The following is an 18452-nucleotide window of genomic DNA, read 5'->3' on the forward strand; positions in this document are numbered from 1 at the left end:
GATACGCGGAACACGCCCATGCACGGCGAATACAAGATGCCCGGCGGCAAGCTGGTCGTGATCGACCTGGAACTGCATGGCGATCGCCTGGCCAAGGTGCAGCTGAGCGGCGACTTCTTCCTGGAGCCGGACGGCGCGCTCGACCTCATCAACCGCGCGCTGGAAGGCCAGCCCGCGGCGGCCACGGAAGCGGAACTGGCCCGCGCCATCGCCGGCCCGCTCGACAGCGACGTGATGATGTACGGCATTTCGCCCGAGGCGATCGCGGTGGCCGTGCGCCGCGCCCTGCACAAGGAATCTGCAGCATGATCCGCACCGACTGGCGCGACCACGACTGGCAGCTGATCCACACCACGCCGCAATCGCCCACCCTGCACATGGCGCTGGACGACGTACTGACCCACGAGGTCGGCGCCGGCCGCCGCGCACCCACCCTGCGCATCTGGGAATGGGCTTCGCCGGCGGTGGTGATCGGCCGCTTCCAGTCGCTGCGCAACGAGGTCGACATGGAGGCCGCACAGCGCCATGGCATCGAGGTGGTGCGCCGGGTCTCCGGCGGCGGTGCGATGTTCATCGAGCCCGGCAACACCATCACCTATTCGATCTACGCGCCGAAGTCGCTGGTCAAGGACCTGTCGTTCCAGGAGGCCTATGCCTTCCTCGACGAATGGGTGCTCGAAGCGCTGGCCGAGCTGGGCATCAAGGCCTGGTACCAGCCGCTCAACGACATCACCTCCGAAGGCGGCAAGATCGCCGGCGCCGCCCAGGTGCATCGTGGCGGCGCGGTGCTGCACCACGTCACCATGGCCTACGACATCGACGCGGCGAAGATGCTGGACGTGCTGCGCATCGGCCGCGAGAAACTGTCCGACAAGGGCACCACCAGCGCGGCCAAGCGGGTCGACCCGCTGCGCAGCCAGACCGGCCTGCCCCGCGAGGTGGTGATCGAGCACATGATCGCCACCTTCCGCCGACTGCACGGCCTCGGCGACGGCACGCTGCGGATGGATGAACTGACCCAGGCCGAGACCCTGGCGCAGTCCAAGTTCGGCAGCCCCGAATGGACGGCCGACGTGGCCTGAGCAGCGGCGTGGCAGGGCCATACCTGCCATTCGTCACTTGTCAGGCGCGGTTCGCGAGGCAGAGGATCGGACTTCCGTTCGCGCTGACAAGGAGAAGTAGATGGCTGCTTCACGACTACCCGTCCTGGTCGCCGGGCTCTGCCTGGCCTTCGCCGCCCACGCCGCCGACACCGACACCTGGAAACTTCCGGTCGCGGTGAAGAAACTCGACAACGGTCTCACCGTGGTGGTGTCCGAAGACCACAGCTCGCCCACCGTCGGCATCAGCATGGTCTACCACGTCGGCATGCGGCTGGAGCCGCAGAACCGCACCGGCTTCGCCCACCTGTTCGAGCACCTGATGTTCGAGGGCACGCCCGACGCGCCCAAGGGCACCTTCGAGCGGGTGATCCAGGGTGGCGGCGGCGTGTTCAACGGCTCCACCCGCGCCGACTACACCAACTACATCGCATCGGCACCCTCGTCAGCGCTGGCGCCGATCCTGTGGATGGAGGCGGACCGCATGAAGTCGCTGGACTTCAGCGCGAAGAACCTCGCCAACCAGCAGAACGTGGTGAAGGAGGAGATCCGCGTCAACGTGAAGAACCAGCCCTACGGCCTGTTCTACTGGACCGACCTCAACCGTCTCGCGTTCGACAAGTGGGCCAACAACCACGACGGCTACGGCTCGTTCAAGGACCTGGACCACGCCAGCATCGCCGACGTGAAGACCTTCCACGACACCTTCTACCAGCCGGCCAATGCGGTGCTCGGCATCGCCGGCGACGTCACCCCGGCGCAGGCCTTCGCGCTGGCGCAGAAATACTTCGGCCAGCTGCCCGCCCGCACGCTGCCGCAGCGTCCCGACGTCACCGAGCCGCTGAACACCAAGCCGCGCCACGAGGAGCAGACCGACGCGCTGGCCAAGGTGCCGGCGCTGGCGATCGGCTGGAAGATGCCCGCCCGCGGCAGCAAGGACCAGGTGCCGATGATGGTGCTGTCGCAGTTGCTGGTGGGCGACGACGCCTCGCGCTTCTACCAGGGCCTGGTCAAGGGCCGCGAGCTGCTGCTCAACGTCAACGGCGGCGTGAACTTCCCGCTCGGCGACGGCAGCGACTACGCCGGTCCGACCCTGCTGGGGCTGTTCGCGCTGTACAAGCCCAACGCCACGCCCGACCAGGTACTGGCCGCGATCGACGAGGAGATCGGCAAGGTCGCCAGCGACGGCGTCGACGACGCCACCCTGGCGCGGCTGAAGACCAAGATGCTGTCGGACTGGTACGGCGGGCTGGAGTCCTTCCTCGGCCGTGCCGACACGCTGGCCAAGCTGCAGACCTTGTGGGGTGACGCCAACGTCGCCAACCGGATGCCGGGCTGGATCGAGGCGGTGAGTTCGGATGACATCAGGCGCGTGGCCCGCACCTATCTCACCGACGCCAACCGCAGCGTGATCGTGCGCCGCCCGGCGGCCGCTGCCGCCCCCGCCACCAAGACCGCCAAGTGAGGACCGCCATGAAGACGAACATGACATTCAGGACGCTCGCCATCGCGCTTGGCCTGGCACTGGCCGGCATGGCGCAAGCCTCCACCACGGCGTTGCCGAAGGACCTGCCCGCCTACGGCCCGGACAAGCCGCTGCCGGTGCCGCAGATCGCCCAGCGCACACTGCCGAACGGACTCACCGTGTGGGTGGTGCCGCGCGACGGCCTGCCCAAGGTCAACGTGGCGCTGTCCGTGCTCGGCGGCACCGCGGCCGACGCCGCCGCCACGCCGGCGATGTCGCAGATGATGGCGCGCCTGCTCGACGAAGGCACCGCCAGCCGCAGCTCGCGCGACATCGCCGAGGCACTGCAGGCGATCGGCGGCGACTACGGTGCCGGCGCCGACGACGATGCGATCGGCATCCGCGCCAGCGCGCTGGCCTCGCACGCCTCGCAGTTGCTGGCGCTGGTGGCGGACACCGCGTTGCATCCCAGCTTCCCGGCCAACGAAGTCGCCCTGGCCAAGGCCAATGCGCTGCAGGGCCTGAAGGTGCAGGAAGCCGACCCGGACTGGCAGGCGGGCCGTGCCTTCAGCCACGCGGTCTACGGCGATCATCCGTACGCGCGCGATTCGCTGGTCGAAGCCACCGTGCAGGCCACCTCCAGCGACTCGCTGCGCGCGCTGCACGACGCCCGCTTCCGGCCCGATCGTGCCCTGCTGGTGATCGTGGGACGCATTGACGCGGACGCGGCGTTCAAGCTGGCCGAACAGCAGTTCGGCAGCTGGAAGGCCGACGGCAAGGCCCTGCCCGATACTGCGCCGGCACCACGTGAAGCAGCGCCCCAGCGGCTGCTGGTGGCGCGCGACGGCGCCGTGCAGAGCAACATCCGTTATGGCCGTCCAGCCGTCCCCGCCAGCGACCCGGACTACGTCCCGCTGACCGTGGCCAACACCATCCTGGGCGGCGGCTTCACCAGTCGCATCACCCAGGACATCCGCGAGGACAAGGGCTACTCGTACAGCCCGTGGTCGCGCTTCAGCGCCAGCCGCGTGGGCGGCAGCACGGTGGCCACCGTCGACGTGCGCAACGAAGTCACCGGCGCCACCCTGGCCGAACTGTCCAAATTGTTCGACAGCATGGCCAGCCAGCCGGCCAGCGCGGAAGAACTCAACGGCGCCAAGCGCCTGGTCGGCGGCATCTACCTGCTGCGCAACCAGATCCAGGGCTCGCTGACCGGCACGCTGGCGAACTACTGGGTGGACGGCCTGCCGCCGAGTTTCCTGGGCAGCTACGTGGCCGAGGCGAACAAGGTCACCGCCGCGCAAGTGCAGGCGATGGGCCGCAAGTATTTCGCCGCGAAGGACCAGAGCATCGTGATCGTGGGCGATCCCAAGGCGATCGATGCGCAGCTGAAGCCGTACGGGACGTTTGCGGCGTTCAAGCCCTGAAGAACGACCCCACCCCAACCCTCCCCTGCGACCGAAGGAAGTCCCCTTGCGGGACACGCAGGGGAGGGAGCAAGGCGGCGCTTTCGCTTTCATCTCCTGCATGACAGGGTGGGAGCAAAACCGCACGCTCGATCCCTCCCCCTGCGCAGCAGGGGGAGGTCAGGAGGGGGTGGCTTTTGACTTTGCGGCGAACAGCGACCCCACCCCGGCCCTCCCCTGCGACCGAAGGAAGTCCCCTTGCGGGGCACGCAGGGGAGGGAGCAAGGCGGCCCGCACGGCTTTACCCATGCAACAAGCAGGCTCACAACAGCGGCAGGATGTGTTCACGGCTGAGGTGGGCCACCGGCACGTCGGGCCGGGCCGGATCGATCCAGCGCAGTTCGGCGATCTCGGCCTGGGCCGTGATCGCGCCGCGCACTGCCACCGCGTAGACGGCCGCCTCGACCACGTGGCCGGGCTCGTTGGCCGCCGGCGCGCGGCAATGGCACAGCAGGCGGGCCGAGTCGCGCAGCAGTTCGCAACCCAGTTCCTCGCGCAGCTCGCGGGCCAGCGTGGCCAGTTCGTCGAGGTCGTCCGGATCACGCTTGCCGCCGGGCTGCTGGAACACCGTGGCGCCGTGCTTGCGCACCAGCAGGCTGCGTCCGGCCGTGTCGCGGAGCACCGCGGCGACGATGCGGATGACCGGTTCCGCGCTCACAGCCGGGTGTACGACCACGACTGCATGCGGCCATCCCGGTACGGCATCACGCCGTGGAACGGGCGCGGGTCGGTGTCGAACACCAGCGGCAGGAAGTGGCGGTCGCCTTCCCACATCGGCAGGGTCAGCAGGCGCTCCAGCGCGATCCACTCCAGCGTGCCTTCGGGATTGACCATGAACGGCGTGCCCGCGTAGCGGTCGATCACGAAGATGAAGCCGAGCCAGTCCTCGCCCTGCTTGCCGAAGCCGGGCCAGTTCAGCGTGCCGCGCAACTGCATCGACTCGCAGGTGATGCCGGCCTCCTCGAGGATCTCGCGCTGCATGCAGGCGGCGATGTCCTCGCCCGGCTCCATCTTGCCGCCCAGGCCGTTGTACTTGCCCAGGTGCTGGTCGTCCGGGCGGGCGTTGCGATGGATCATCAGCACTTCGCTGCGATCGGGCGACAGCACGTAACCGAGGGTTGCCACTATCGGCGTATAGGGCATGGGCGGGCACCGGGGAAAAGCGCAAGTTTAACGGCAGCCGGGCCTCTGCGCAGGCGGCGGACTTGCACGCGCAACGCAGGGCGGCGACCATCGACGCATGGCTTCTTCTTCCCCGCTCCACCCCCGCCCCCGCCATTCCCGATGGCAGCGCGCGCTGTTGCCCGTGTTGCTGCTGCTCGGCGCGCCCGGTTGCGCGCCCACGGCGCAGGCACTGGCCAGCGGCGAGATCGCGTTCGAAGGACAGAACTACCGGATCGTGCACGTCGATCTCAGGCGCGAGGGCCTGTCCCTGCACTGGCGCGACCCGCAGAGCGGCCAGCCCTTCAGCAGCATCGAGACGCTGCGCCAGTGGGGCGAGCAGCACGGCCGGCACCTGCTGTTCGCCGCCAACGCCGGCATCTACGACCACAAGTTCGCGCCGCTCGGCCTGTACGTGGAAAACGGCAAGACGGTGGTGCCGCTGAACCTGGCCCACGGCAACCCGGCCTCGGGCAATTTCTCGCTGCTGCCGAACGGCGTGTTCGCGGTGTATCCGGACGGCCACGCCGCGGTGCGCACCAGCGCCGCGTTCAAGGCCGACGGCAAGAGCGCGAAGTGGGCCACCCAGTCCGGCCCGATGCTGCTGATCGACGGCAAGCTCAACGAGCAGTTCGTCGACGATTCGTCCAGCCTGAAATGGCGCAGCGGCGTCTGCGTGAAAACCCCGACCGAAGTGGTCTTTGCCGTGAGCGAGGCGCCGGTGAACTTCCATACGTTTGGACGTCTGTTCCGCGACAAGCTGGGCTGCCGCGACGCGCTGTACCTCGATGGCAGCATCTCGCAGCTGTACGTGGACGGCGAAGGCTATGCCGGCGCTCCGGCCTTCATGGTCAAGCCGTATGCGGGCATCTTCGCGGTGTTCGCCAAGCCATGACGACGCGTCGTCGCCGCATCCTGCGCATTGCGCTGCCGAGCCTGCTGGCGCTGCTGCTGGCCGCCTTCCTCGTCGGCTGGTACCTGTTCGCCGGCAGCCGTGCCCGGCTCGACGGCACGCGCCAGGCCACCGGCCTGTCCGCTGCGGTCAGCATCCGTCGCGATGCGCTGGGCACGGTCACCATCGAGGGGAAGAATCGCACCGACATCAGCTATGCACTGGGTTACGTGCACGCGCAGGAGCGCTTCTTCGCGATGGACCTGATGCGCCGCATGAGCGCCGGCGAACTGTCCGCGCTGGTCGGGCCGGCTGCGCTGAAGGTCGACCTCAACCACCGTCGCCATCGGCTGCGCGCCGTGGTCGAGGCTGCCTATGCGCAGATGGCTCCCGCCGCGAAGCACGAACTCGACCGCTATCGCGACGGCGTCAACGCCGGTCTGGCCGACCTGCGGGTGCGGCCATGGGAATACCTGCTGCTGGGCAGCCAGCCGCAACCGTGGCGCTCGGAAGACAGCGCGCTGGTGATCGCCGCGATGTACCTGGACCTCAACAGCGACGGCCGCAACGAACGCGAGCTGCGCATGGCGCAGATGCGCGCGGTGCTGCCCGGTTCGCTGGTGGATTTCCTGCTCGCGCCCGACCCCGACTGGGAGGCGCCGCTGAGCGGTCGGCTGTCGCGCACGCCGGTGCTGCCCGCCGCCAGCGTGTTCGACCTGCGCCCGCTCGCACCGACTGCAGCGTCGACGGCGCTGACCGCCACGCTGGCGCCGGCGCTGGATGCACCGCGCCCCGGCAGCAACAACTTCGCCGTGGCCGGCACGCTCACCGGCAACGGCGCGGCGATGCTGGCCAACGACATGCACCTGGGCCTGCGCGTGCCGAACATCTGGTTCCGCACCCGCCTGCGCTATCCCGATGCCGGCGCGCCGGGCGGCCAGCGCGACGTCAACGGCGTCAGCCTGCCCGGCACGCCGGCGGTCATCGTCGGTTCCAACGGCCAGATCGCCTGGGGCTTCACCAACAGCTACGGCGACTGGCAGGACTGGGTGCGCGTGCTGCGCGATCCGCACGACGCCAGCCGCTACAAGGTGCCCGACGGCTGGGCCAGCATCGAGACCCACGACGAACACATCCGGGTCAAGGGTCGTCCCGACACCATCCTCAAGGTCGAGGACACCCGCTGGGGCCCGATCATGGGCCAGGACGCCGACGGCACGCCGCTGGCGCTGGCGTGGATCGCCGGCCGGCCGCACGGCTACAACCTCGACCTGATGCAGCTGGAGCACACGCCCGACGTCGCTGCGGCGCTGGACCTGGCGCCGCATCTCGGCATGCCGCCGCAGAACCTGCTGGTCGCCGACAGCCACGGCAACATCGGCTGGACCCTCGCCGGCAACAGCATCCCGCTGCGCGCGGGGATCGACCCGCTGCTGCCGTCGGACTGGTCGAAACCGGGCAGTGGCTGGCAGGGCTGGGCCGCAGCCGAGCGTTACCCGCGCATCGAGAATCCCGCCGATGGCCGGCTGTGGACGGCCAACAACCGCACCGTCGACGGCGACGCGCTGGCCCTGCTCGGCAACGGCGGCCACGACCTCGGCGCGCGCGCCCAGCAGATCCGCGACGACCTGCGCGCCCGCCCCAGTTTCACCCCGGGCAACCTGCTCGACATCCAGCTGGACAACCGCGCGGTGTTCCTCACGCGCTGGCAGCGCCTGCTGCAGCACACCCTGGCCGGCAGCACCGACCCGGCGCTGCAGCAACTGCGCCAGCTCACCGCGACCTGGCGTGGCCGCGCCGCGGTGGACAGCGTCGACTACCGGCTGGTGCGCGCGTTCCGCAACCAGGTCAGCGAGGCCGTGCTGGCGCCGTTCGCCGCCCGCGTGAAGCAGCGCTACGCGGACTTCAGCTGGCCCGGCGAAAACAGTGCCGAGGCGGCCGTGTGGACGCTGATCCACGCGCGACCGCCGCAACTGCTCGACCCGCGATATCCCGACTGGCACGCCCTGCTCGTCGACGCCGCGAAACAGGTGACGACCGAACTGGGCCGGCAACCCGGTGGCCTCGCCGCACGCAGCTGGGGCGAGCGCAACCGCGCCGACATCCGCCACCCGCTGTCCGCCGCGTTGCCGCGCTGGCTGGGCCGCCACATCGACATGCCCGACCAGCCGATCCCGGGCGACAACAACATGCCCCACGTCGCCGCGCCCGGCTTCGGCGCATCCGAACACCTGGACGTCGCGCCCGGCCACGAGGCCGAGGCCATCCTCAACATGCCCGGCGGCCAGAGCGACCACCCGCTGTCGCCGTATTTCGGCGCGGGTCACGCGGACTGGGCCAACGGCAGGCCGACCCCGCTGTTGCCGGGCGCCGCCAGCCACACGCTGACCTTGCGCCCGGTGCCGGAACCATCGCCTACAGCTGACGCGCGCGGTGCAGCAACGGATTGATGCCTTCGCGTAAACGCCTGACGATGGCGCTGCCGCGGATGCGAATGGTGAGGTGCTGGTCGCCGTGACCGGCCAGTTCGAGCACCGCCAGCATGCGCTGCAGAGGCAGCCACGTACGCCACCATTGCAGCAACACCAGCAGCAACGCATACAGTGCGAGCCCGACCACTCCGGCCAGCCCTGGCAGCGCCGCGGGATTGGCCAGACCGCCGACTTGGTCGGGACCGATAGCCACCAGTGCAGCACGTCCACCGGACGCCTTCAGCGGTGTCACCCAGGCGGTGGCCGCATGCTGATCATCGCTCAGGGTCAGCGCCTCGCCCCTGCTGTCGCTCACCGCCAGCACGCTGGCAAGTTGCGCGGACAGCGCCGTGCCGGTCCAGCCCAGACCCGTCGATGGCGGAAGCGCCGAACCCGGCGCCGGCTGCATCAGCAAGGCCACGTCGACATGCGCGATGCGGCTGATGGCGGTGGCAAACGCATCGTCAACATGGCTGGCGGCAAGCAGCAAACCTTGCAAGGCACCACCGCGCAGCAGCGGGCTGACCGATACCCAGTACAGCTGACCGTGATCCACCCATACGCCCTGCTGCGCCTGCCGTTGGCTGATCGCGGCGCTGACCAGCGGATCACGCTGGATGCTGGCGTGGTCTTTCAACAGGATGCCGGATGCCGCCACCGGGCGGCCTTGCAGATCGAGCACCACGGCGATGTCGTAGCCACGGCGGCGATCCTTCAGCAGGTCGCTGATCGACGCGCTGTCCACCGTGCCGCCCAGTTGCGGGTTCGGAATCAGCGACTGCGCCACGTAGTCGACAAACGCCGGATCCTGGGCCAGCAGGTCGGCGCGCAACTGCAATTCGCTGAGACGGTTCGCTTCCAGCTCGCGCTCCACCGTCGACGCCACGCGCAGCTGATCAAGCGCATGGCCACGCGTGGCGTGCTCGACTTGCCACAGGATTCCGGCGACCGCCGTCACGGCAAGCAGCAGCACGGCACCCGTTCCGAGCAGCAGGAATCGCGTTGCCGGCTTCATGGCGTCGACACGGCATGGAGGGCGGTGGTCAGGCGCGGCCTGGTCACCACGATCCGCTGGCGCACCGCCGCGCTCGCCGGCAAGATCAGCTTCTGGCTGAGCGGTTGCGCACGCGGGTTCCAGAAGTGCAGCGTGCCCGGTCCTGCCGGCAATCCGGTCAGGGTGAAGTTGCCGTCCGCGCCCACCCTGACCACGTAGGCGGAAGGCACCACCAGCACGTCCAGCTCCATCGAATGATGGACGTTGCAGCTGACCAGCACGATGCCGGCCCGGCGAAACGCGTGGTCGGCCTTCTCGCCGGAAGCCTGGTAGCCCAGATCAAAGGCGGCACCCGGCGTCACCGAGAAAACGTTGTGGCGCACGTCGTCCAGGTTGACGAAGGTCACCGTGCTGCCCAGCGGCACCGCCAGCGCCTCGGGGCTGAACTCCCGATTGTGCGTATACACCGTGTAGCGCCCCGGCCTGGCGCGGCTGCCACCTTTGTCGGCGACGAAATACACCAGCGTGTCGGACTGTTCGCCCGCGTCGACCTGCTGGCCGCGCGCGGCGGCCAGATCCACGTGCCCGCTGACTTGCAGCGTCGCTGGCGCCGGTGCGGCTACCGCCGTCGCGGCGGCCTTGTTCGCCGGCGCCGGCTTCGGCGCGGGACGATGGGTCACCGCCGTGTGCGCTGGCCGGGCCGCCGGCACCGGCGCCATCGTTGCCGCAGGCGCGGGCGAAGCAGCCACCGGCGCCGCTGCTGGCAACACCGGTGCCGGCGCGACTGCCGGCATCGGCTGCGCTTGCGTCCGCGGCGCGAGCGTCGGCGCGCTGGCGTGCGGGCGCGGTGGCGCCATGCTGCACGCGCCGAGCAACAGCAGCGCGCCTATCCAACCCATGCGATACGTGTACATGCGACCCCCTGAGGTCTTTCGATCCAGCAGCGTCATCCGGTCACTGCCGGATGACGTCCTGCGCAAGCACGGCTTTGCGTGCGGAGCCACCCGGATGGACGGCTATCTGGTGATCACCGCCGGATGCATCGGCGCCAGTTTCGCCAGCAACTTGTTCTGCGCGCGGAACGGCACATTGTTCTTGTCCATCGCCGTCTGCAGATCCTCGACCAGCGCATTGAACGCTGCGCGGTTGATGCCGAGGCTGCGGTGCACCTTGACCATGTCCTTGCCGGTATACGTGCACGGCCCATCGAGGATCACGCAGAACTGGTCGACCAGCTCCGCCTTGATGTGCTCGCGGTCGCTATCGGCGAAGTACGGTCGCGTGCGCGCGTCCGCCATCAGGTTGTCCATGAAGTCGTTCATCAGCGTGACCAGGCCCGGCTTGCCGCCGAACTGGTCGAATACCGGCTTGAGTGCCGGATCGCGCGGTGCGCTGGCAGCCATTGCCGCGGACTGCGGCGGCATCGGCGCGGTGTCCTGCGCCAGGATGCTCTGGCTGAGCATGACAGCGGCGGCAAGCGTGGCGAGCTGGAAATAGTGCTTGTACATGGGGTACTCCCGGTGGGGAAAAAGTGGCGACAAGGAAGGCGCGAAGTGGCTCAGAAACCGACCTGCACCGAGGCATACAGGCCGCGCTGCCGATCCTTGATCACGATGTTGCCGAGGTCGGCGTAGGCCACGGTGAGCGAGACATGCTTGCTCGGCGCCCATGCCACAAAGGCGTCGTACCAGTCGTCCTCCCTGGCGATGCCGAGGTTGTTCGGCTTCTGCCGGTATTCCGCGCCGATCGCCCAGTGCCGGCTCAGCAGATAGGCCACCGAGGCCTCGAACTCCGGCTTGTAGGAGTTGTTGAGATCGCCGCCGAAACCGAGGATGCCGATCTGGTTGGCCTTGGTGAAACGCACCGTGCCATCGACCAGCAGGCTCTGGCCGAGGAACAGCTTGGTCGCGCTGATGTAGTAATCAGTGCCCTGCGAGCGCTTCGCGCCGACAAACCTGACCACGCCGTCCTGATCGTTCTTCTTGTATTGCGCACCGACCGAAACCTGCGGCAGCCAGCTGCCCTGGTCGAGCACGACATCGCCAAACAATCGCACCTTCACCCCGACGACGTCCTGCCGGAAGGTGAAACCCTCACCCAGTCCCAGCGCCGCACCGACCTTCTCGGTATCGAAGCGCTGCCGCGCGAACGACAGTTCGACCCGGTTGTACAGGCCGACCATCGCACCCGCCGTATCCACGTGATAGTCCGGCAGGTTCACCCGCGTGTAGAACGCATTGGCGCCAATCTCGTCGCGCGTTCCGTAACCACCGATTACCGCCCACGGCGTGAGGCCGCCGCCCGCCGCGCCTTCGAGTTGGGACACGCCGCCGGTCAGCAGCAGCTTGTTGCTCGTGGTCGGGCCGGCATCCGTGCCAGCGGCCGTGGCCACCGCGGAAAGCATGCAGCCACCCAGTGCCAGGCCGATCAGCCCGGCGAACCGGGTCTTGTCATTCGTACGCATTGAAACTCCCCTCGCAGACAGCGCGGTATGCGCATGTGAGGAGAGGTACGAGTAATGCCGCGCAAAAGATGCAAACTTTCTTTCGCCGGCCCATGCAGCCTCGCGGGGGGCCGGATCTGGTTCCTGATGCATCCATCCGCACCGGCGTCACGTATGCGCACGTGCGCCAACGAGTGGGGCGTCCCCACTCGTTGGCAAATCGGCGTCGCCATGACCCGCGTCAGCTGGCTCGCCGCTGAAATACGGACCACAGGATGATTCAACCATGAGTGTCAGCAGCCCCGCCGAGCGAGACGAGTTGAACCGCCTGTTGCAGCAATCCGGAAGCCATGATCAGAAGGCATTCGCCGAGCTGTACAAGCGCACCTCGTCCAGATTGTTCGGCGTCTGCCTGCGCATGCTGCGCGATCGGGGCGAAGCCGAAGAGGTGCTGCAGGAAACCTACACCACAGTGTGGCGGCGCGCCGCCAGCTTCGATGCGTCGAAGGCCAGCGCGATCACCTGGCTGGTCACGTTGTCGCGGAACAAGGCGATCGACCGCCTGCGCCAGCATCGCGAGCAACTGATGGATGATCCGTCCCGTCTGGACGAGATGGTCGACGAACAGCCCACACCCGCCGCCGACGCCCAGACCAGCCAGGAGTACCGGCGACTGCAGCACTGTCTGGACGAACTGGAGCCGCAGCAGCAGAGCTCGGTGCGTGAAGCCTTTTTCACCGGCGCTACGTATAACGAATTGGCGACACGCTGCAAGGTGCCGCTGGGAACCATGAAAAGCTGGATTCGCCGCAGCCTGATGCAACTCCGCACGTGCCTGGACTCATGAACAACCCCACCGACGACGGCAACCACAACCTGCGCTACGCCGAATACGTGCTTGGCGTGCTGGATGCCGACACACGCGCCGACGTGGCGCGCGAAGTGCTGGCTTCCGATGAAGCCGCCACCGCGGTGGCACTGTGGCAGCGCCGGCTGATCCCGCTGGCCGACAGCGTGACCGAAGTGGCGCCCGCTCCCTACGTGTGGGCCCGTATCCAGCATGCGCTGCAGCTGGATGCGCCGACCCGCGCGCAGCCGCCCGGGAAGCTGTGGAACAACCTGCCACTCTGGCACTGGCTTGGCATCGGCGCCAGCGCCATCGCTGTCGCCCTGCTGGTGGTCGTCGCATTGCCGCGCAAGCCACCGACACCCGCCGCGACCATGGTTGCCTACATGGCCGCCACCATCCAGCAGGACAACGGCAGCACCGGCTGGACCGCCACGGTCGATCCGCAGCACGCGCACATGGTGGTGGTGCCCGCCACGCCGATCGCGTTCGAGCCAGGCCGTGCACCCGAACTGTGGCTGATTCCGGCGGGCGGCAAACCGATTTCCGTCGGCATGATCGCGCGCGACCGCGCCACCACTCTGATCCTCGATGCGACCCTGGTGGCACGCCTTGGGCCGACGGTCACGCTTGCCGTTTCGGTGGAACCGACGGAGGGCTCACCCACCGGCCAGCCGACCGGTCCGGTGATCGCCAAGGGCGCACTCAGTACCGCACCGAACGCGGGCGGCAAGGTGTCATCGGCGTGATGCACGGTCGCCATCAACCATCTCGCAGGATCACGGCTTGCTGCCACCGCTGATTGCGCACCGCCAGCGCTCGCCGACCCGCCGTCGTGATGAATCATCGCAAGCCGGGCTGGCTGGCTGTCGATGCTGGCCAGGCCGCGGGACTGCACGGGGAAACCGGAGATGGTGCCAAGGCCAGGACCGGCGCCCTTGCCGACCGGCCTGGTGCGGCGCACTTCCTCGGCCATGCTCATGCCGTTGTCGGCCACCGCAGACACGCGCAGTCGCCGTCCGGCGGCCGTCCACGGGGTGGTCTGCGATCCGCCGGGTGACCGCCGTGCGGCAGAGCGGGACGCGGTCGGTAATCGCGGCTGCGCCCATGCGTCATTCGACCACATGAACCATCCGGCCGAATCTGACCGAAGTCAAAGGTATCGCGCCCGCACACGCGCATGATCCGCACCGTTCACACGGCGGATCCGGTTCATGATCAGTTGCGACACCGTCATCATCGGCGCGGGCCCGGTCGGCCTGTTCCAGGTTTTCGAGCTGGGTCTGCTCGGGCTCGGCGCGCAGGTGATCGATTCGGTGCCGCAGGCCGGCGGCCAGTGCATCGAGTTGTACCCGGACAAGCCGATCTACGACATTCCGGCGGTGCTGGCATGCAGCGGGCGCGAGTTGATCGAGCGGCTGCAGCAGCAGATCCGGCCGTTCGCGCCGCAGTTTCACCTGGGCCACACCGTCACCACGCTGGAGCGCATGCAGGACGGTCGCTTCCGCCTGCAGACCAGCGGCGGGCTCGTGTTCGACGCGGGCGCGGTGGTCATTGCCGGCGGCCTCGGCGCGTTCGCACCGCGCACGCTGAACCTGCCGAAAGCCGCGCCGCTGGTGGGCCGCACGCTGCACTACAAGGTGACCCGGCCGGCGCTGTTCGACGACCAGGACATCGTGATCGCCGGCGGCGGCGACGCGGCACTGGACTGGGCGCTGGAGCTGGTCGAGCGCGCGCGCAGCGTGGTGCTGGTGCACCGCTCGTCGACCTTCCGCGCGGCGCCGGCCAGCGTGGCCCGCATGCAGGCCTTGTGCGACGAGGGGCGCATGCAGTTCTGCGAGGGCGACATCGTCGGCCTGGAAACGGCGGACGACGCGCTGGCGCAGGTCCGCGTGCGCACGCGCAGCGGCATGGTCCAGCGCATCGCGGCCTCGCACCTGCTGGTGTTCTGGGGCCTGCATCCGGCATTGGGGCCGATCGCCGAGTGGGGGCTGGCGCTGGAACGCCAGCAACTGGTGGTGGACCCGGCGACCTTCCAGACCTCGGTGCCCGGCATCTTCGCGGTGGGCGACATCAACACCTACCCGGGCAAGAAGAAGCTGATCCTGTCGGGCTTCCATGAAAGCGCGCTGTGCGCGTTCGCCGTGCATGCGCATCTGCATCCCGGCGACAAGGTGAACCTGCAGTACACGACCACCAGCCCCGCCTTGCAGCGGCGCCTGGGCGTGCGCGATGCCGAGCGCGACGCCGTCGTCGCCGAGCCGCCGCCACGCGTGGCGGCCACGGCCTGACCTCGCACGCACGCGTTCAATCACTCATCCCGGGAGACATCCCATGCACCGTCCCTCCGCTTCCGACGACCCGCGTTCGCCCGACCGCCGGCGCTGGCTGAAGCAGGCCGGCCAGCTCGCCATCGCGGGCGGCCTGCTGGCCGGTGGCGGCTGGGCGGTGCTCAAGCGCAAGCAGAACCTGTGGCAGGTGCGCCGCGAGCGCACGCTGATGCAGACCTCGGTGGCGGTGACCTGCCTGGCCGATGACGTGCAAGCCGCCGGCGTGGCGATCGAAGCCGCGTTCGCGCGCATGGCGGCGACCGCGGCGCAGCTGACCCGCTTCGATCCCGCCGGCCCGCTGGCGCGACTCAACCGCGAGGGCCAGCTGGCGCAGGTGCCGGCGCAACTGGATGCAGTGCTGCGCCAGGCGCTGTCGCTGTCGCGGCTGACCGACGGCGCGTTCGATCCGACCGTGCTGCCGGTGCTGCGCTACTTCGAAACGCTGCGCGGCACGGCGGCCACCGACGCGCACGAGCAGCGCGTGGCCGAAAGCCGCGACGCGCTGGTCGGCTACCGCGACCTCGCCCTCGATGCGCGCGGCGCGCGGTTGCTGCGCCCGGGCATGGCGATCACCCTGGACGGCATCGCCAAGGGCCACGTGGTCGACCAGGGCATCGCCGCGCTGCGCGGCGCCGGCATCGAGTATGGCCTGATCGACGCCGGTGGCGACATCCACGCGATCTGCGGCAACGACCCGCAGCGGCACTGGAACGTCGGCATCGTCGATCCGTGCGACGTCAGCCGCGTGGCGGCAGTGCTGCAGCTGCGCAACGCGGCGCTGTCCACGTCGGGCAATTACCGCGTGTTCTTCTCCGCCGACCGGCGGCTGTTCCACATCGTCAACCCGCGCACCGGCTGGTCGCCGCAAAGCTATTCGAGCGTCACCGTGATGGCGCAGCGTTCGGTGCTGGCCGACGGCATGAGCACGGCGGCGTTCTCGCTGGAGCTGCCGCGCCTGTCTGCACTGATGGACGCGCAGGATCAGCAGTGGCTGGCGTTCTCGCGCACGGGCGGGCAGCGTTGGCGCTCGCGCGACCTGCCGCTGATTGCCGGCACGGCGGAGCGCGTGTGATGCGCATGCCACGCCCGCTCGTCACCCGCCTGCTGCTGGCGCTGTGCCTGTTGTTGCTGGCACCGGCCGCGCTGGCCGGCATCGACGCGAAGCACCCGCAGCTGCACGAGGTGTTTCCGCAGGCCACCCGCTACGGCGACATCGAGGGCACACCGCCGGCAGCCGCGGTGTACCAGGGCGACAAGATCATCGGCTACGTGTTCGAGACGGTGATGGTGGCGCCGGTGCCCGCGTACTCGGGTGCGCCGATCAACCTGCTGGTATCAATCGGCACCGACGGCAGCATCCGCGACGCCCGCGTGCTGGAGCAGCACGAGCCGATCCTGCTGGTCGGCATCCCGGTGCAGAAGCTGTACGACTTCGTGGCGCGCTACATCGGCCATCGCGTGGACGACCAGATCGTGGTCGGCGGCGGCGCCAGCGGCAGCGTGCGCATCGACGCGATCAGCAGCGCCACGGTGACCTCGATGGTGGTCAACGAGACGATCATGAACTCGGCGTTGAAGGTGGCCGCCTCGCGCAAGCTGATCGCCGGCGCCACCGAGACCGACGCCAGGGTCGCCGCCGTGCGCGCCGACTACTACCAGCCGGCCGACTGGGACACGCTGACCGGTAACGGCGCGATCGGCCACCTGCAGCTCAAGCGCCGGGCAATCACCGACGCCTTCAAGGGCCAGCCGGAGAGCGGCCTGGTCGACGATCCCACCGCGCCGGCGCCCGGCCACGAAGGCGATGTCTTCATCGACCTGTACTTCGCCGACGTCACCCCGCCCACGGTGGGCCGCAACCTGCTCGGCGCCAGCGCCCACGCCGACCTGATGAGGCAGCTCAAGCCCGGCGATTCGGCGATCGCGGTGATGGCCAACGGCATCTACTCGTTCAAGGGCGTGGGCTACGTGCGCGGCGGCATCTTCGACCGCGTGCACGTGCTGCAGGATGGCAAGCTGGTGCTGTTCAAGGACACCGACCTGGTGCAGTTGAACGACACCCCGCTGCGCGGCAAGCCCGACTTCGCCGAGCAGGCGATCTTCATCGTGCGCAACGGCGGCAGCGGTTTCGACGCGACCCGGCCGTGGACGCTGCAGCTGATGGTGAACCGCCAGGTCGGCCCGCTGCAGAGCATCTATCACACCTTCACCCGCGATTACCGCATGCCGGCGGTCTACACCACGCGGCCACAAAGCGGCGCGGAGGCACAGTCCGGCGCACTGCCGGCCGACGCCGCGCTGTGGCAGAAGATCTGGTACGGCCGCCGCATCGACATCGCCGTGCTGCTGGCCGGGCTGACCGTGCTGACGCTGATCCTGCTGTTCCAGGACTGGCTGGTGACGCGGCCCGTGCTGCTCGAACGGGTGCGCACCGGTTTCCTGATCTACACCCTGGTGTTCATCGGCTGGTACGGGCTGGCGCAGTTGTCGGTGGTGAACATCTTCACCTTCATCCAGTCGCTGCTGCACGGTTTCCATTGGGAAACCTTCCTGATGGACCCGCTGATCTTCATCCTGTGGGTATTCGTCGCCGCCACCTTGCTGCTGCTCGGGCGCGGCGTGTACTGCGGCTGGCTGTGCCCGTTCGGTGCGCTGCAGGTGCTGGTGAACAACGCGGCCAAGCGATTGCACGTGCCGCAGTTCGAGTTCCCGCGGGCGGTGCACGAGCGGCTGTGGGCGCTGAAGTACGTCATCCTGCTGGTGCTGTTCGGCATGTCGCTGCAGTCGCTCAACACGGCCGAGCACTACGCCGAGATCGAGCCGTTCAAGACCACGTTCACCCTGCACTTCGCGCGCTCGTGGAGCTACGTGCTCTACGCAGTGCTGCTGGCCGGCGTCTCCGCCTTCAACCACAAGTTCTATTGCCGTTACGTCTGCCCGCTGGGTGCCGGGCTGGCGGTGTCTGGGCGCTGGCGCCTGTTCGAATGGCTGCGCCGGCGGCCGGAGTGCGGCAGCCCCTGCCAGGTCTGCGCCAACGAGTGCGAGGTCAAGGCGATCCATGCGGATGGCCGCATCGACTTCAACGAATGCCACTACTGCCTGGATTGCCAGGTCACCCGCGTCAACGATCACAAGTGCCCGCCGATGGTGCAGCAACGCAAGAAGCGCGAACGCGCCGCGCGGCCGTTGCCCACGCCGATCGCGCTGATTACCCCGGCGAACGCGCCGGAAACCCGGGAGCCGGCGCCCGTCGCCGACTGATCCCACACGTCACCTGCCTCTG

Annotated in this window: 17 protein-coding genes; 11 read left to right on the forward strand and 6 right to left on the reverse strand. The window is 68.7% G+C overall.

Features of this window, described 5'->3' with window-relative positions; all coding sequences use genetic code 11:
* Positions 1–18: 18 nt before the first annotated feature.
* The 4 genes from ABNK63_RS11675 to ABNK63_RS11690 all read left to right on the forward strand — a co-directional run bounded on the left by ABNK63_RS11675 (position 19) and on the right by ABNK63_RS11690 (position 3992).
* Positions 19–309 (forward strand): hypothetical protein, encoded by a 291-nt coding sequence (locus ABNK63_RS11675; RefSeq protein WP_007806481.1) that lies wholly within the window; start codon positions 19–21, stop codon positions 307–309.
* The gene (locus tag ABNK63_RS11680; RefSeq protein WP_350015716.1) at positions 306–1082 is read left to right on the forward strand and encodes a biotin/lipoate A/B protein ligase family protein; all 777 of its coding nucleotides are present in this window, start codon (positions 306–308) and stop codon (positions 1080–1082) included. The genes ABNK63_RS11675 and ABNK63_RS11680 overlap by 4 nt, the downstream gene beginning before the upstream one ends.
* Positions 1083–1182: 100 nt before the next feature.
* The gene (locus tag ABNK63_RS11685) at positions 1183–2565 is read left to right on the forward strand and encodes a pitrilysin family protein (RefSeq protein ID WP_350015717.1); all 1383 of its coding nucleotides are present in this window, start codon (positions 1183–1185) and stop codon (positions 2563–2565) included.
* A 20-nt stretch (positions 2566–2585) separates the two neighbouring features.
* On the forward strand, positions 2586–3992 hold the full coding sequence (locus tag ABNK63_RS11690; RefSeq protein WP_350015718.1) for a pitrilysin family protein: 1407 nt from the start codon (positions 2586–2588) through the stop codon (positions 3990–3992).
* A 301-nt stretch (positions 3993–4293) separates the two neighbouring features.
* Here ABNK63_RS11690 and ABNK63_RS11695 read toward each other — a convergent pair whose 3' ends face one another.
* Entirely contained in the window at positions 4294–4689 is a 396-nt protein-coding gene (locus tag ABNK63_RS11695; protein ID WP_350017218.1) for an NUDIX domain-containing protein, read from the reverse strand.
* A complete protein-coding gene (locus ABNK63_RS11700) occupies positions 4686–5174 on the reverse strand; it encodes an 8-oxo-dGTP diphosphatase (RefSeq protein WP_350015719.1) in 489 nt (162 codons plus the stop codon). The genes ABNK63_RS11695 and ABNK63_RS11700 overlap by 4 nt, the downstream gene beginning before the upstream one ends.
* A gap of 97 nt (positions 5175–5271) precedes the next feature.
* Between ABNK63_RS11700 and ABNK63_RS11705 the strand changes: the two genes are divergently transcribed.
* The gene (locus ABNK63_RS11705) at positions 5272–6087 is read left to right on the forward strand and encodes a phosphodiester glycosidase family protein (RefSeq protein ID WP_050981426.1); all 816 of its coding nucleotides are present in this window, start codon (positions 5272–5274) and stop codon (positions 6085–6087) included.
* A complete protein-coding gene (locus tag ABNK63_RS11710) occupies positions 6084–8534 on the forward strand; it encodes a penicillin acylase family protein (protein WP_350015720.1) in 2451 nt (816 codons plus the stop codon). Before ABNK63_RS11705 ends, ABNK63_RS11710 begins: the two co-directional genes overlap by 4 nt.
* Here ABNK63_RS11710 and ABNK63_RS11715 read toward each other — a convergent pair.
* From ABNK63_RS11715 to ABNK63_RS11730, 4 genes are all read right to left on the reverse strand, one after another.
* Positions 8500–9570: a hypothetical protein gene (locus ABNK63_RS11715; protein WP_350015721.1), complete on the reverse strand. Its 1071-nt coding sequence runs from the start codon at positions 9568–9570 to the stop codon at positions 8500–8502. The genes ABNK63_RS11710 and ABNK63_RS11715 overlap by 35 nt on opposite strands.
* Positions 9567–10463: a hypothetical protein gene (locus ABNK63_RS11720; protein WP_007806463.1), complete on the reverse strand. Its 897-nt coding sequence runs from the start codon at positions 10461–10463 to the stop codon at positions 9567–9569. The genes ABNK63_RS11715 and ABNK63_RS11720 overlap by 4 nt, the downstream gene beginning before the upstream one ends.
* A 102-nt stretch (positions 10464–10565) precedes the next feature.
* A complete protein-coding gene (locus ABNK63_RS11725; protein WP_007806462.1) occupies positions 10566–11057 on the reverse strand; it encodes a group 1 truncated hemoglobin in 492 nt (163 codons plus the stop codon).
* Between the two features lie 50 nt (positions 11058–11107).
* Positions 11108–12013 carry a DUF3034 family protein gene (locus ABNK63_RS11730; RefSeq protein ID WP_007806460.1) on the reverse strand — a complete coding sequence of 302 codons (906 nt, stop codon included), beginning with the start codon at positions 12011–12013 and terminating at the stop codon, positions 11108–11110.
* A 265-nt stretch (positions 12014–12278) separates the two neighbouring features.
* Between ABNK63_RS11730 and ABNK63_RS11735 the strand changes: the two genes are divergently transcribed.
* The 5 genes from ABNK63_RS11735 to ABNK63_RS11755 all read left to right on the forward strand — a co-directional run bounded on the left by ABNK63_RS11735 (position 12279) and on the right by ABNK63_RS11755 (position 18430).
* Complete coding sequence (locus tag ABNK63_RS11735; protein ID WP_350015722.1) at positions 12279–12839, forward strand: sigma-70 family RNA polymerase sigma factor; 561 nt, start codon at positions 12279–12281, stop codon at positions 12837–12839.
* Positions 12836–13588, forward strand: a complete 753-nt coding sequence (locus ABNK63_RS11740; RefSeq protein WP_007806456.1) for an anti-sigma factor — start codon at positions 12836–12838, stop codon at positions 13586–13588. The genes ABNK63_RS11735 and ABNK63_RS11740 overlap by 4 nt, the downstream gene beginning before the upstream one ends.
* A gap of 465 nt (positions 13589–14053) precedes the next feature.
* The gene (locus tag ABNK63_RS11745) at positions 14054–15130 is read left to right on the forward strand and encodes an NAD(P)/FAD-dependent oxidoreductase (protein ID WP_350015723.1); all 1077 of its coding nucleotides are present in this window, start codon (positions 14054–14056) and stop codon (positions 15128–15130) included.
* A 43-nt stretch (positions 15131–15173) separates the two neighbouring features.
* Positions 15174–16241 (forward strand): FAD:protein FMN transferase, encoded by a 1068-nt coding sequence (locus tag ABNK63_RS11750; protein WP_350015724.1) that lies wholly within the window; start codon positions 15174–15176, stop codon positions 16239–16241.
* On the forward strand, positions 16241–18430 hold the full coding sequence (locus ABNK63_RS11755) for a 4Fe-4S binding protein (protein ID WP_350015725.1): 2190 nt from the start codon (positions 16241–16243) through the stop codon (positions 18428–18430). Before ABNK63_RS11750 ends, ABNK63_RS11755 begins: the two co-directional genes overlap by 1 nt.
* Positions 18431–18452 lie beyond the last annotated feature (22 nt).

The organism is Rhodanobacter sp. IGA1.0, from assembly GCF_040208325.1.
GTDB classification, from domain to species: Bacteria; Pseudomonadota; Gammaproteobacteria; order Xanthomonadales; family Rhodanobacteraceae; genus Rhodanobacter; species Rhodanobacter spathiphylli.

Coding starts and splice junctions, on each gene's coding strand:
- ABNK63_RS11675 (WP_007806481.1), top strand. CDS start 19: ATGCACGGCGAATACAAGATGCCCGGCGGCAAGCTGGTCGTGATCGAC.
- ABNK63_RS11680 (WP_350015716.1), top strand. CDS start 306: ATGATCCGCACCGACTGGCGCGACCACGACTGGCAGCTGATCCACACC.
- ABNK63_RS11685 (WP_350015717.1), top strand. CDS start 1,183: ATGGCTGCTTCACGACTACCCGTCCTGGTCGCCGGGCTCTGCCTGGCC.
- ABNK63_RS11690 (WP_350015718.1), top strand. CDS start 2,586: ATGACATTCAGGACGCTCGCCATCGCGCTTGGCCTGGCACTGGCCGGC.
- ABNK63_RS11700 (WP_350015719.1), bottom strand. CDS start 5,174: ATGCCCTATACGCCGATAGTGGCAACCCTCGGTTACGTGCTGTCGCCC.
- ABNK63_RS11705 (WP_050981426.1), top strand. CDS start 5,272: ATGGCTTCTTCTTCCCCGCTCCACCCCCGCCCCCGCCATTCCCGATGG.
- ABNK63_RS11710 (WP_350015720.1), top strand. CDS start 6,084: ATGACGACGCGTCGTCGCCGCATCCTGCGCATTGCGCTGCCGAGCCTG.
- ABNK63_RS11715 (WP_350015721.1), bottom strand. CDS start 9,570: ATGAAGCCGGCAACGCGATTCCTGCTGCTCGGAACGGGTGCCGTGCTG.
- ABNK63_RS11720 (WP_007806463.1), bottom strand. CDS start 10,463: ATGTACACGTATCGCATGGGTTGGATAGGCGCGCTGCTGTTGCTCGGC.
- ABNK63_RS11725 (WP_007806462.1), bottom strand. CDS start 11,057: ATGTACAAGCACTATTTCCAGCTCGCCACGCTTGCCGCCGCTGTCATG.
- ABNK63_RS11730 (WP_007806460.1), bottom strand. CDS start 12,013: ATGCGTACGAATGACAAGACCCGGTTCGCCGGGCTGATCGGCCTGGCA.
- ABNK63_RS11735 (WP_350015722.1), top strand. CDS start 12,279: ATGAGTGTCAGCAGCCCCGCCGAGCGAGACGAGTTGAACCGCCTGTTG.
- ABNK63_RS11740 (WP_007806456.1), top strand. CDS start 12,836: ATGAACAACCCCACCGACGACGGCAACCACAACCTGCGCTACGCCGAA.
- ABNK63_RS11745 (WP_350015723.1), top strand. CDS start 14,054: ATGATCAGTTGCGACACCGTCATCATCGGCGCGGGCCCGGTCGGCCTG.
- ABNK63_RS11750 (WP_350015724.1), top strand. CDS start 15,174: ATGCACCGTCCCTCCGCTTCCGACGACCCGCGTTCGCCCGACCGCCGG.
- ABNK63_RS11755 (WP_350015725.1), top strand. CDS start 16,241: ATGCGCATGCCACGCCCGCTCGTCACCCGCCTGCTGCTGGCGCTGTGC.